At 30.6% G+C, this 13,297-nt stretch carries 12 protein-coding genes; 4 read left to right on the top strand and 8 right to left on the bottom strand.

Annotation, left to right across the window (positions count from 1 at the left end):
- Nucleotides 1-132 precede the first annotated feature (132 nt).
- Nucleotides 133-1,740, bottom strand: coding sequence for an IS1182 family transposase (locus tag G9F70_RS23980; protein WP_224617775.1), 1,608 nt, complete (start codon nt 1,738-1,740; stop codon nt 133-135).
- Between the two features lie 362 nt (nt 1,741-2,102).
- Between G9F70_RS23980 and G9F70_RS23975 the strand changes: the two genes are divergently transcribed.
- The 3 genes from G9F70_RS23975 (at nt 2,103) to G9F70_RS23965 (ending at nt 7,454) form a co-directional block, all read left to right on the top strand.
- Nucleotides 2,103-5,033 carry an insulinase family protein gene (locus G9F70_RS23975; RefSeq protein WP_164945137.1) on the top strand — a complete coding sequence of 977 codons (2,931 nt, stop codon included), beginning with the start codon at nt 2,103-2,105 and terminating at the stop codon, nt 5,031-5,033.
- A 186-nt stretch (nt 5,034-5,219) separates the two neighbouring features.
- Nucleotides 5,220-6,167, top strand: a complete 948-nt coding sequence (locus G9F70_RS23970; protein ID WP_164945136.1) for a phosphoglycerate dehydrogenase — start codon at nt 5,220-5,222, stop codon at nt 6,165-6,167.
- Between the two features lie 57 nt (nt 6,168-6,224).
- On the top strand, nt 6,225-7,454 hold the full coding sequence (locus tag G9F70_RS23965) for a competence/damage-inducible protein A (protein WP_164945135.1): 1,230 nt from the start codon (nt 6,225-6,227) through the stop codon (nt 7,452-7,454).
- Nucleotides 7,455-7,548: 94 nt separating this feature from the next.
- On the opposite strand, the gene G9F70_RS23960 is transcribed toward G9F70_RS23965, so the two are convergent.
- The 7 genes from G9F70_RS23960 to G9F70_RS23930 form a co-directional block, all read right to left on the bottom strand.
- On the bottom strand, nt 7,549-8,061 hold the full coding sequence (locus tag G9F70_RS23960; RefSeq protein ID WP_124998632.1) for a ferritin: 513 nt from the start codon (nt 8,059-8,061) through the stop codon (nt 7,549-7,551).
- A 204-nt stretch (nt 8,062-8,265) separates the two neighbouring features.
- Complete coding sequence (locus G9F70_RS23955) at nt 8,266-9,459, bottom strand: S8 family serine peptidase (RefSeq protein WP_164945134.1); 1,194 nt, start codon at nt 9,457-9,459, stop codon at nt 8,266-8,268.
- 107 nt (nt 9,460-9,566) lie between these two features.
- Nucleotides 9,567-10,472 carry a selenium metabolism-associated LysR family transcriptional regulator gene (locus G9F70_RS23950; protein ID WP_164945133.1) on the bottom strand — a complete coding sequence of 302 codons (906 nt, stop codon included), beginning with the start codon at nt 10,470-10,472 and terminating at the stop codon, nt 9,567-9,569.
- A 128-nt stretch (nt 10,473-10,600) separates the two neighbouring features.
- Nucleotides 10,601-10,993 (bottom strand): DMT family transporter, encoded by a 393-nt coding sequence (locus tag G9F70_RS23945; protein ID WP_164945140.1) that lies wholly within the window; start codon nt 10,991-10,993, stop codon nt 10,601-10,603.
- A 123-nt stretch (nt 10,994-11,116) separates the two neighbouring features.
- Entirely contained in the window at nt 11,117-11,602 is a 486-nt protein-coding gene (locus tag G9F70_RS23940; protein ID WP_164945132.1) for a dUTP diphosphatase, read from the bottom strand.
- A 33-nt stretch (nt 11,603-11,635) separates the two neighbouring features.
- Nucleotides 11,636-12,184 carry a 2'-5' RNA ligase family protein gene (locus G9F70_RS23935; protein ID WP_164945131.1) on the bottom strand — a complete coding sequence of 183 codons (549 nt, stop codon included), beginning with the start codon at nt 12,182-12,184 and terminating at the stop codon, nt 11,636-11,638.
- 36 nt (nt 12,185-12,220) lie between these two features.
- On the bottom strand, nt 12,221-12,769 hold the full coding sequence (locus tag G9F70_RS23930; RefSeq protein ID WP_164945130.1) for a hypothetical protein: 549 nt from the start codon (nt 12,767-12,769) through the stop codon (nt 12,221-12,223).
- 192 nt (nt 12,770-12,961) lie between these two features.
- Between G9F70_RS23930 and G9F70_RS23925 the strand changes: the two genes are divergently transcribed.
- Nucleotides 12,962-13,123, top strand: a complete 162-nt coding sequence (locus G9F70_RS23925) for a DUF1540 domain-containing protein (RefSeq protein WP_164945129.1) — start codon at nt 12,962-12,964, stop codon at nt 13,121-13,123.
- Nucleotides 13,124-13,297 lie beyond the last annotated feature (174 nt).

The raw sequence follows: 13,297 nt of genomic DNA, 5'->3' as shown, positions 1-13,297 counted from the left end.
TCTTGATTTTAATAAAAGCAATAAAAAACTACTCTTTTTATTGTTATTTTTTAGTTCGTTTTTATTTTTTACACTACAAAAAGAAGATTTTTAAATCTCCTAATTTTAAAATGTTGTTTTTTATTTTGAACTTTAAGCTGATTTTATTTCATGCAATAAAATTCCACATCTATCATTTTGGATTTTGTTATGAAATTTATTTATGTTATATCCAAAGCATAAAAGGGTAAATTCAGTTTTAACATTGATTTTTCCTTTAGTTAAAAATCTTCTAAACCCATGATCTTCTTTCAAAACTCCAAATGCTCCTTCAACTTGAATTGACCTATTAGTTCTTAACATTATTCCTTCTAAACTTGTTATATTTTCTAATGACTTTAATCTTTTTTGTATAAATTTTTTAGATACACTTAGTCTTTTGTTACCTTTTGCTTTTGTACATTTTGGTTTATACTGGCATGAATCACAATCCTCACATTCATAAACTGTTACACTAGCTTTATATCCAGACTTTGACTTTCTTATCGTGTTATAAAGAACCTTTAATTTTTTATTGTTATGGCAAGTATATTCATCATTTACTTCATCATAATTCATGTTTTCTCGCTTGCTTATATTATTTTTAAAGCTTCTCTTTTTCATGCTTTCATAAGTTTGAGGTTTTATAAATGTGTTTTGTCCAGTGGATTCTAAATACATATAATTTTCTTCACTCTCATATCCAGCGTCAGCTATTACACTATCAAATATTTGTGATAATGTTTCTCTTAATTTTTTTAAAAACGGAATAAAAGTAAGTTGATCAGATCTTTCACTAGAAATATCTATCCCAACAATATATTCACCTTCCACTCCTATTTGCATGTTATATCCTGGTTTTAGTTGCGAATTTCTCATATGATCTTCTTTCATATGCATAAAGGTTGAATCTTTATCAGTTTTTGAAAAACTATTTCTCCCATCAAAAGTTTTGGTATAATCATCATATTTTTTTTGCTTTTCTATAAACTCTGAAAGATTTTCTATAAACTTCTGTATTTTAGTTTTTCTTTTGCCTTGTCCATGCACAAATTCTATATTCTCATGTTCTCTATTTTTATTTAAAAATTTTAAAATCTCTTGAAGATATTCTATTTTAGCCTCCGGCTCTGAAATTATATATTCTGTTTTAAATTCAAAATTTATTTTTTCAATAATTTCCTTTATTTTTTCTTGAAGCTTCGCTTGAAATTTATCCGTAGATTTTTTCCATACGAAAGTATACTTATTAGCATTGGCTTCAATTTTTGTTCCATCAATAAATATATTCTTAAATTCAACCTCACCGTAGGTTTTTAACTTTTCAACTAATTGATTAAATAAATCATCTACAACACCAACAAGTCTTTTGCTTCTAAACCTAGCTATTGTATTATGATCAGGGGCCTTTCGACCTTGTAAAAGCCACATGAAGTTGATGTCTCGCTTACAAGCTTTTTCTATTTTTCTACTTGAATAAATGTCATTCATATAAGCATAAACTAATATTTTAAATAGAATCTTCGGTTCAACTGCCGGTTTTCTTCCTTGTGAAGAGTACGCCTCATTTAAATTTTTATAATATAATTCCTCCAATATTTGGCTTAGCAGTCTCACTGAATCATCCTCGGGTATCAAAATTCCTGTTTCAATAGGAAAAACTAATTGATAAACCTCGCAATTATTGGTATAATTCTTTTGTGTAATTTCTTTATTTATCATATTTAAATTATACACCAAAAGTGGACTCCTTGGAGTCCACTTTTGTATTTGGAAAAGAAAAAAAGAGCCATCTCGCTGTAGAAATCACTTTCTATTTTGAGACAGCCCCTTTTAGGCCTTTAAAGGGAATTATAGAATTTTAAATCAAAAAAATAAATGATTTTGTTTTTCAACTATGGTATAGACAAAATAAAAATGAGGGAACATAGATGTATAAAAGCATTTATGTTGTTAGCAGTGTGGAATAAAGTGGTGTATAATGAATATATTAAAAGTCTGGTGCCACTCAAGTGGCAAGTTTGCAAGAGCTAAAACATAAAATAGGTTTTCGAGTTTTGCAAGAAAGTATGAGGAGGAAAAAAATGAAATTTACAATTGGCAGCACATATCATGGCTTTAAGTTAATCCAGGAGAAAAATATAGAAGAGTTAAATTCAGTTACAAGACTATTTGAACATGAGAAAAGTGGAGCTAGATTATTGCATTTAGAAAATGATGATGATAACAAGGTGTTTTCTATAGGATTTAGGACGCCACCTAAAAGCAGTAATGGACTTCCACATATATTAGAGCATTCAGTGCTTTGTGGCTCTAGAAAATTTCCTACAAAGGAGCCTTTTGTGGAACTCATAAAGGGGTCTTTAAATACATTTTTAAATGCTATGACTTTTTCAGATAAAACAATATACCCTCTAGCTAGTAAAAATGAAAAAGATTTTTTTAATCTTATGGATGTTTATTTAGATGCAGTTTTTTATCCTAATTTATACTCACAACCTGAAATATTAATGCAAGAAGGTTGGCATTATGAATTAGAAAACAAGGAAGATAAATTATCTTATAAAGGTGTAGTTTATAATGAGATGAAGGGCGCGTTTTCCTCACCTGAAGGTTGTCTTATGCGTAAGATTCAAGAATCTTTATTCCCAGACACTTCTTACGGCGTAGAGTCCGGAGGAGACCCAGAATTTATACCAGACTTAACTCAAGAGGAATTTATAGAGTTTCATAAGAAATATTATCATCCTTCAAATAGTTATATATTCCTATATGGGGATGGAAATATTGATAAAGAGCTACAATTCATTAGTGAAAAATATCTAAATGATTTTGATAGAATTTCTGTGGACTCAGCGATACAACTTCAAAAACCATTTAGCAGTATGAGTGAACTTAAAATAGATTATCCTATTTCCTCAGAGGATGATGAAGAAGACAAAAGCTTCTTAAGTATGAACTTTGTTTCAGGGGATAATATTAGCCAGCCTGAACTTCATTTAGCATTTGAAATTTTAGAGTATTTATTACTAGAAAGTGCTGCAGCACCACTAAAGAGAGCCCTTGTTGAAGCAGACCTTGGCAAAGATGTATTTGGAAGCTTTGATAATAGCATATTGCAGCCAGTGTTCAGTATAGTAGTAAAGAACTCGAGTGAAGCTAAAAAAGAAGAATTTAAGGAAATCGTGTATACAACATTAAAGAATTTAGTTAAAGATGGAATAGACAAAAAGCTAATAGAGGCTTGTATAAATATCACAGAATTTAAATTGCGAGAAGCTGATTTAGGAGGTTTCCCAAAAGGATTATTCTATTATATAACTAGTATGGATAGTTGGCTTTATGATAAAGATCCAACTATGCATTTAGAGTATGAAAGTTATTTAAGTAAAATAAAAGCTGCATTAACTACTAATTATTTTGAAAACCTTATAGAGAAGTACTTAATAAATAATACCCATAGTTCTATGGTTATTTTAAATGGTAAAAAGGGCCTAGCAGAACAAAAGTCCAAGGCAGTAGAAGAAAAGTTAGCCAGGTATAAGGCTAGTATTTCAGATAGTGAAATAGAGAAAATAGTGCAAGAGACAAAAGCTCTTAAAGAAAGACAAATGACACCGGATGCTGTAGAAGTGCTTGAAACTATTCCACTGCTTGAGCGTTCAGACATTGAAACTACAGTAGAGCATTTACCACTAAAGGAAAAGGATGAAAATGGAGTAAAGGTATTATCTCATAATATATTTACTAATAAAATTGCCTATATAAATATATTATTTGATGCTAAAAAAGTAGATAGGGAGTTATTACCTTATGTAACCTTACTATCAACTCTTTTAGGAAGGGTAAGTACGGAGAGTACTAATTATCCTGATTTATCTAATGAAATTAATATCCATACAGGCGGGATTCATTTTACAACTGAAGTGTACGGGGATAATGAAAATTTTGAAAAATATAGTCCTAAGCTTGTAGTAAAGAGTAAAGCACTAGTTCCAAAGCTTCCTAAACTATTTGATATTATGGCAGAGATAATTAATACTACTAAATTTGATGAAAAGAAGCGTTTGAAGGAGCTAATTCAACAATTGAAATCAAGGCAGGAAATGAAAATCCTTGATAGAGGACATATGGCAGCAGCTGGAAGACTTACTTCCTACTTTTCACCAGCTTCAGCTTATATAGAAAAAACTACAGGAGTATCTTTTTATGAATTTATAAATGATATCGAAAGAAATTTTGATAATAAGGCAGATGAAATTATTGAAAATTTAAATAAGGTATCAAAACTTATATTTAATAAGAATAATCTTATAGTAAGTATTACAGGAGAAGAGGATATTTATACTGCTTTTGCTACAGAGCTACCTAAGATTATAAGCATCTTAGGACAAGAAGAATTGCCAGATGCGAAATATGATTTTGACCTTAATAAAAATAATGAAGGCTTATTATCTTCATCAGATGTTCAGTATGTAGCTAAAGGTTATAACTTCATTAAACAAGGTTACGCTTATTCAGGTAAGATGCTAGTGCTGAAAACTATAGCAAGTTTGGACTACTTATGGAATAGGGTTCGCGTTCAGGGTGGTGCCTATGGTGGTTTTGCAAACTTAGCTAGAAGCGGTAATATAGTATTTGTTTCTTATAGGGACCCTAATGTTTCGGAGACATTAAAAGCTTATGATGGAATATGTGACTATATAGGAAGTTTTGAGGCCTCTGAAAGAGAAATGACCAAATATATTATAGGAACAATCAGTGAGCTTGATTCACCACTAACACCTTCTATGAAGGGTGAAAGAGCTACAGCATATTATATAAGAGGTATTTCTGAGGAGCAAAGACAAATGGAAAGAGACGAAGTTTTAAGTACAAAGTCTGAGGACATTAAGTCTTTTAAATCACTATTAGATGATATTATAAAAGAAAACTGTTTTTGTGTACTTGGAAATGAAAATAAGCTTAAAGATAACAAAGATATATTCACTAGTCTAGTAAATGTATTTAAATAATATAAAAAGATGCTGCTGCCACTCATGTGGCAAGTGGCATCTTTTTTTAAAAAGAATTAGATAAATTTGTATGAACTTTATAAAATATAGAAGGTAACTGGTGGTATTTGTAGTATATTATAGAGTAATGGTTTAATGCCAAGTTCAGCATGGAAGATTATGATTTAATACAAGGGAGGGTTTTTGATGGCTATTAAAACACTTTTCACATACAACTACGGCGGAGATAAAATCAAAGATATAAAAGCCTTTGGGTATGATGTAAAAGTTATTCCAGAGGAAGGTTTAATTTATAATGATGATTTGGAGGAGGTAGAGGTTTTAGTTTGTTATGACCCTTTTAAAACTCTAGATATAGAAAAAATGAAAAAGCTAAAATGGATTCAATTATCTAGTATAGGGATTGACCAGCTACCAATAGAGTATGTTAAAAATACTTCAATTACAATTACCAATAATAAAGGTGGCTACAGTATACCTATGGGGGAATGGATTGTATTAAAAACCCTAGAGCTTTTTAAGAATAGTAAGGGGCTATATGAAAACCAGAGCAAAAGGAAATGGAAGATGGATACAAGTATTATGGAGTTATATGGAAAGACTATAGGCTTTATAGGAACAGGCACTATAGCTACTGAGGCAGCTAAAAGATTTCAGGGTTTTGGGGTAAATATAGTAGGTGTGAATACAAATGGTAGGGATAGTGAATATTTTAATAGCTGTTATCCTATGAGTGAGCTAAATCAAATGCTTAAGATATGTGATGTGGTAGTTGTTACGTTGCCCTATACAAAAGCTACTCATCATTTAATTAATGAGGAGAAATTCATGGAAATGAAGTCCGGAGCTTATTTCATAAATGTAGCTAGAGGTAGTATTGTAGATGAAGTTTCCCTAATTAAAAACTTAAAAAATGGAAAATTAGCAGGGGCAGCGTTAGATGTGTATGAAGAAGAGCCTTTAAAAGAAAATAATCCATTATGGGATTTGAGTAACGTTATATTAACCTCCCATAATTCATGGGTTTCAGAGATGAGAAACGCCCGAAGGTTTGATTTTATCTATAAAAACATGGAAAAATATGCTCAGGGGGAAGAGTTAGTGAATACAGTAGACCTGAAAAAAGGGTATTAGTGATAAATGCAAATATATAGGTGACAATTGCCATGTGGGTGGCACAAGGAGGAAATTATGAAAGCAGAAATATTAGCAGTAGGAACGGAAATATTGCTGGGGGATATAGTCAATACAAATGCGCAATATATAGCCAAGAGACTTGCAGATTTAGGCATAGCAGTTTACCATCAGTCAGTAGTTGGAGACAACCCAGAGAGGCTACTAGAAGCATATAGACTAGCTTTTAGTAGAGCTGACTTAGTTATAACTACTGGGGGACTTGGACCTACAAAGGATGATTTAACTAAGGAAGTAGCCTTTGAGTATTTCGGGAAGAAGAGCGTAGTTCATGAAGCTTCTATGAAAATTATTGAGGGATATTTTAAGGAAATGAATAAACCAATGGCTAAAAGCAATGTGAAACAGGCATATTTCCCAGTAGATGCAGTTATACTTCCAAATAATAATGGCACAGCACCAGGATGCATAATTGAGGAAAATGGGAAGGTAGTTGCACTCTTACCTGGACCACCTAGAGAAATGAAACCTATGTTTGAGGAGGCTGTAGTCCCTTATCTTGAAAAGTTTCAGCAGGGTGTATTAGTTTCAAAGGTGCTTCGTGTTATAGGTGTGGGAGAGAGCTCAGCTGAGGAAATGATAGAAGATATATTAGATAAGCAAACAAATCCAACTGTGGCACCTTATGCTAAAGATGGAGAAATGCTTTTTAGAATTACAGCAAAGGCAAACACGCAGGAGCAGGGTATAAAACTTATAGGGCCTATGGAAGATGCAATCCGTAGCAGACTAGGCAATAACATTTATGGGGAAGGGGATATAACCCTAGAGAATGTACTTGGAGAAATGCTTATAAATAAAAAGTTAACTATAGCTACAGCTGAGTCCTGCACAGGAGGAATGGTAGCCGCAAAGCTTATAAATTATCCGGGCATATCTTCTGTGTTTATGGATGGCGTCGTGACTTATAGTAATGAGGCAAAAATTAATAGATTGGGAGTTTCCATAGAAACATTGGATAAGCATGGTGCAGTAAGTAGTGAAGTAGCATCCGCGATGGCACAAGGTATAGCAAAGACTGCAGGCACTAATATTGGAATTTCCACAACCGGCATTGCAGGCCCAGGTGGTGGAAGTATCGAAAAGCCAGTGGGGCTTGTATATGTGGGTTTATGTATAAATGGTGAGGTTAAGACTAAGATGCTTAAATTATCAGGAGATAGGCAAAAAATAAGGGAAAGAGCAACTATGCAACTTTTGGACTGGCTTAGACGAGAGCTACTATAAGTATAAAGACACATACCAATAATGGTATGTGTCTTAAAAAAAAATATGTTACTTTAACGACATTTCAGATGATGATTTCATAGATTCATAAATTTTATCTAGTAGTAACAGGTGGAACAAAAACTCTTGCTGCAAGTTCTGTGTCTAGTAGATAAAGACTTGTAGGGTCATCATTAATTCTTTCAAGTCTCTTTATTAGGCCACTAAAGTTAGATTCTTCCTCAACTTGCTCATCGATAAACCACTTAAGTAAGCTTATAGTAGCATGTTCTCTTTCTTCTGTAGCAATGTCAGTAAGATTGTAAATTTTACTAGTTACAATTTTTTCATGATTATATGATATTTGGAAAGCTTCAAGAAGTGATTTAAAATCATTTTGAGGGTTAGGCATCCCTTCTAAAACTATTCTTCCATTCATATCATTTACATAATTATAAAATTTCATAGCATGAAATTTTTCTTCTTCGGCTTGAACTTTAAACCAATTAGAAAAACCATTAAAATCTTCTGATGCACAATAAGCTGCCATAGCTAAATAAATGTGTGCAGAATAAAACTCAAAGTTTATTTGTTTGTTTAGTTCACTTAATAATTTCTCGCTTATCATAATAATCCTCCTCGTGCTTCTTTGGGCACAAAATAATAATTATGCCCTTGAAAACGTAAATTCATAATAGTATATAATATTGTTTGAGTATTGATAATAGTTTTTAATTAATTATCAATATTAAAGAATATCTTAATTATACACCTAATAAATTGTACTGTATATATTATTAACTAATGTTTAAAATATATTAATATATGACTTTTAAGGTAATAGTCTCTCTAAATTTATAATTCCTGACCCTTGCATATATTTCGGGAAATTTAATAAATTTGAAGATACCTTTAGTAATGCCAATATATCTTTAAAACATAAATTTTTATTGTTTTCATAGAGGAGAGCGCATATACCACTTATAAAAGCAGCTCCGCAGGAAGTTCCTGTATAGGTGGTATATAAATTAGTAATATGAGGAGGATAGAGTTTCACACCATTCTTTTCAGAGATGAATTTTGTGTCTGAAATTAAGGAACAAATATCAACACAGGCAGAAATCAAATTTGGTTTATCTTGTTTTTTAAAAGGGCCACAGGAAGAGTATTCATATATTTTTGGACTGAAAGTGCTATCATACCCACCTACAGTTATACAATTACTAAGGGTTGCTATGCCTCGTATTGAATTTTTAATGCTTTTGTTACTCCCACTAGGAACAATTACTACCAGGCCCTTTGATATTGCAAGGTCAAAAAGTTTTGAAAATAGTGAAAGTACAAATTCATCAGTCTCAAGAGTTTCAAAGGGAAGGCAAATAATTTTAATATTGAAGTCGCAACTTTCATTAATTAGAGTTTCTAATGAAAATAAAATATCAGATATAAATCCCTTTCCTAGTTTATCAAAGGCCTTAATCATATATATGTGGCTATTTTTTGCCACACCTTTGTACATACCCTTTGACCCAGAACCACTACCACAAATTAATCCGCTCATAAAGGTGCCGTGACCATTGTCATCATAAGGATAATTTAAATTATTAACAAAATCCACAAATTTTTTAATACTATTGCTAGGATTCAATAAGTCACCATGTGGATACACACCACTATCAACTATTCCAACGCCAATACCCTTGCCAGTTAAGTCATAGTTTGTTTGAAAGGATACACCATTAGATGAGAGTATGCTATTGCCACACAAATGTGCATAAGAATCTAAAGTTATATATACTATTTGTGGATATTCTAATAATCTGTCTATAGCACTGGGGGTTAATATAGCACAAATACAGTTTACACTGGGAACATGACGTAGAATATCGCATTTTAACGATTTAATTTTATCCATGGTTTTAATTTCAAGGGACTTGCAGTATATTATTACCCTATAGTTTTCATATAGGTTACTGAGCAAAGCATGATTTAAGGTAGGATCTAATTTATGTTTAAGGGAAAACATGTATGCCTCCTAAGATATTGTTACATTATAATAGTATATGTAAATTATGAAAATATGTTAATAAAAAAAAGTATATATTACTAAATAAAATTAGTAATATATACTTTTTAACCTTCATATTCTATCAGCGAAAACATCTCGCTACACATGTTAAAGAAAGCATTAGCAATAGGAGTTAAGGTTCGTTTTGAATTAACAATTAAATATAGATTTCTTTTTAAAAGTAAATCTTTAATTTTGCTTATCTTTATATTACTCTTATCAATATAATCAAAAGAAATTTTTTCTGAAATGATTGATACACCCGTTCCTAGTTTTACAAATTGAAGAAGGTTGTCCAAAGTATTCACTTCACAAAATACGTTTAATAAATTAGGATTGAGACCTTTTGATTCAAGAGCGGTATCAAGAGTAGTCCTAGTTGCTGAATTTTTCTCTCTAATTATAAACTTATATTTAAGCAAATCCTTTAAAGTTATTTCATCAGGTATATTAAGTTCAGTGCTAGAGATTAGAACAAGGTCATCTTCCATGAGCTTGTAACTTTTTATTTTTTCATTTTTAACTGCAGTTCCAATTATAGCGATTTCACATTGAAGATCTAAAATATCCTTAATTATATTCCCAGAACTTTCTTCTGTAATATTAAAACGAACATCAGGGTAAGACTTACTAAATTTTTTTATAAGCTCGGGCACCAATGAGTTACAGGGAGTGGTACTAGCATATAAATTTAATTTTCCGGATATTGTAGCATTAAAATTAGAAAGATTAGAAACCGCATTATTTCGAATATTTATTATATTTATTGCATAGTCTAAAAAAGAATGGCCCGCAGGTGTTAAATATACTTCTTTAGATGTTCTGTCAAAAAGTTGGACATTTAATTCTCTTTCTAAGCTAGCTATATGAGAACTTATTGTAGGTTGAGATAAAAAAATTGTACTAGCCGCTTTAGAGAAACTTTTAAACTTTGCTACATTAATGAAGGCTTCAATCTGTTTGAAATCCATAAGTATCCTCCTTGTATATTGAATATGTAGTAGTTATATTTAAAATTTAATATTATTGCAATTCATTTATAATTATGGGGGTATTTATAGTTAATTTCAATAGGTAAGATAAAAAATAGAAAGAGCTTTTACCCTTTCCATTTAAATATTGTTATACCTACAATCATTATGCCAATTCCTATAAACTTAGATAGAGTGAATTTTATTTGCTCTGCGCCAAACATTCCAAAGCTATCAATTATACCAGCTGCAAAAAGTTGAGCAACTAATATAGTTGCAATAGAATAGGTGGGGCCAAGCTTTGTTATACCTTGCATAACAGAAAAAATAATTATAGCACCTAGAAGTCCGCCTAGTAAATATAATTTATTTACATCTTTTATAGCTTTAAAATTACCATTACCAGCTACAAGGAGTATTATTAAGGTGACAATTAAAGCAGTGCCTTGAACGAAAACATTAGTTTCCCAAAGCCCAATTTTTTCACTTAACCTTGTATTAAAAACACCTTGAAGACTCATGCAAACACCAGCAATGACAGAAAATATTAATCCCAATTACAATCACACTCCTCTAGGTTAGTTTGCCCAGAATGTATTGTAATATTAAAAGAATATAACTATAGAAGTTTAAAAAGACAGAATTTAATACCCATTATCCTGTCTTTCGTGATTGATGTTGTTTTTATGTAAATATGCATTTTCAATGTCTTCCTTAGAAAAACCTAAATTTTCACCTAAACTTAAAAAATCCTGAAAAATATTTAAATAATTATCCAATGAAGAACAAGTTATAAAATCTGAAATATTTATATATAAGCTTAAAAACTGCTCAGACAATTCACATGTAATATGGTTAGTGTTTAAAGTAATACCTTGAAATTTATTTTCTAGTCCAATGCTTAAAATAAAATGTAAACAGTCAACATACTCCTCAAGAATTACATCATTGCTTGAAGGCGCTTTTGTACTCCAAAATTTAAAACAACGTGTTTCATTTGCTAGTTCCCCTAGTTCTACTTGAAGGGATAGTATTTTTTTTCTAAGCAATGGTATTCCGCATAGGTTATGCTCTGACTCAATTCGTTTATCTAAAGTATCTTGCATTTGAAATAATCTCTGTAAGTTCATGTTTTAAACCGCCTTTTTTCTAAATTATATATTTTATAGGGTGTATTTTTTAACCACCATCTCTTTATTATTATTTATAGGCTTCCAAAGCTCTACAGAGTGGATCGTAATAGTTTTTAAGAATTCTTGATCCTTAGCTAATTTACAAGCAGATAAATATTCACTATGGGACCATTCTCTATCAGCAAAGGTTGTATTAGCTAGTGAAATATGTAAATTCCAATTTTCAATTTGTTCGCGAACATTAAAGCCCTGTGAATTTAAAACAGAATTTATGTGTTTAGATAATTCATATATAGTGCCTTTATTATTAATATTTAAGTTTACAGATTTAAATGGATAGTCAAAACATATTACACCATTTAATTCAACTTGGAACTTAGTATAATTTGTAAGAATATTTTTTAAAGAAATATCCAAATCACAAAGGTTGGGATTTGTGATTATTTCCAGGGTTATATGAAGCATGGGTAAGTCTGTTTCAGATCTGTACAGGTTATACTTCTCACAAAGTGTCTTTTGCAGTAATTCTACATATTTATAAGAAACACTGTCAAACAAAGCAACCAAGTAGTAAATCATTTTTATCACCCTCAAAATAAAATATAACTTATGTTTTTAGTACTCTCTTAAATCATAAGTTTTAACTACCATTTCTTTTTTATTACTAACCTGTTTCCATAATTCAAGCCGGCAAACCTTTGCAAATTTAAAAAAAGCATCTTGATCTAAATTAGTATCAATAGTAATTGTTCCTGTGCTATTTGATTTTTTAATTATATGATTGGCATTAGCCAGCGGAATGCGTAAATCGATATTATAATTCTCACTCTTAACGTTAAAACCATGTAAATCTAAAGTATCTGTAATACTTCTAGATAAACGATAAATATATCCTTTATCTTCAACTTTAAGATTAACTTGGGTAAGATTTTCAGTTAAACTAATACTATTATTTATGTTAACTTTGAATTTTTTATAAGGAACCATAATTTTAGAAACAACTACATCTAATTTTTCTAAATCAGGGTTCGTTATAGTACATATTGATATATAAAGATTAGGTGAACTTTTATATAGTTTATATTTTCTACAAATATCTCTTTGGATATTTTGAATTGTAGCATTAGATCCATCATCAAATAAAGCAACTAAAAAGTATTTCATATTTTTCCTCCGAATTAAATTAATAACCAAGATTGGTTAACGTTATTTTGATTAAATTACAAACTAATTATAACATATTTTTTTAGTTTTGTATTTTACATGTAAATTTATGTATACACATTTTATTAGCATAATTAATTTTAATTATGCTAATAATAGTTTTGTAATTAATTATAAGGAGGTGCTTTTAATATGGAGCATAATGATAGCATAGGATGTACAGTAGATGAGTGTAAATTTCATTGTAAAGATGATGATTATTGTACTTTAAACAAAATCGAAGTTATAAAACATGAAAGTGTTGCTAAAACACAAGAATGTACAGACTGCGGAAGTTTTAAAACATCATACTAATATAAAAATCACCCGCACTTTAGCGGGTGATTTTTATATTAGTATGAAGAAACTATAGCTATTTTAATAAATTCTGCATTAAATCATCACTTACATAGCTGTTCATCTTCTTCGAAGCTGAAATATTAACGACTTCAAAAGGAGACTTTCCTTCTAAAATGTCCTTAAACAAAA

The sequence above is a fragment of the Clostridium sp. FP1 genome (assembly GCF_011065975.2).
GTDB classification, from domain to species: Bacteria; Bacillota; Clostridia; order Clostridiales; family Clostridiaceae; genus Clostridium_AD; species Clostridium_AD tagluense.
The sequence above is the reverse complement of the archived record's forward strand: the minus strand, read 5'-3'. Positions and strand labels throughout refer to the sequence as shown.

Coding starts and splice junctions, on each gene's coding strand:
- G9F70_RS23980 (WP_224617775.1), bottom strand. CDS start 1,740: ATGATAAATAAAGAAATTACACAAAAGAATTATACCAATAATTGCGAG.
- G9F70_RS23975 (WP_164945137.1), top strand. CDS start 2,103: ATGAAATTTACAATTGGCAGCACATATCATGGCTTTAAGTTAATCCAG.
- G9F70_RS23970 (WP_164945136.1), top strand. CDS start 5,220: ATGGCTATTAAAACACTTTTCACATACAACTACGGCGGAGATAAAATC.
- G9F70_RS23965 (WP_164945135.1), top strand. CDS start 6,225: ATGAAAGCAGAAATATTAGCAGTAGGAACGGAAATATTGCTGGGGGAT.
- G9F70_RS23960 (WP_124998632.1), bottom strand. CDS start 8,061: ATGATAAGCGAGAAATTATTAAGTGAACTAAACAAACAAATAAACTTT.
- G9F70_RS23955 (WP_164945134.1), bottom strand. CDS start 9,459: ATGTTTTCCCTTAAACATAAATTAGATCCTACCTTAAATCATGCTTTG.
- G9F70_RS23950 (WP_164945133.1), bottom strand. CDS start 10,472: ATGGATTTCAAACAGATTGAAGCCTTCATTAATGTAGCAAAGTTTAAA.
- G9F70_RS23945 (WP_164945140.1), bottom strand. CDS start 10,993: ATGAGTCTTCAAGGTGTTTTTAATACAAGGTTAAGTGAAAAAATTGGG.
- G9F70_RS23940 (WP_164945132.1), bottom strand. CDS start 11,602: ATGAACTTACAGAGATTATTTCAAATGCAAGATACTTTAGATAAACGA.
- G9F70_RS23935 (WP_164945131.1), bottom strand. CDS start 12,184: ATGATTTACTACTTGGTTGCTTTGTTTGACAGTGTTTCTTATAAATAT.
- G9F70_RS23930 (WP_164945130.1), bottom strand. CDS start 12,769: ATGAAATACTTTTTAGTTGCTTTATTTGATGATGGATCTAATGCTACA.
- G9F70_RS23925 (WP_164945129.1), top strand. CDS start 12,962: ATGGAGCATAATGATAGCATAGGATGTACAGTAGATGAGTGTAAATTT.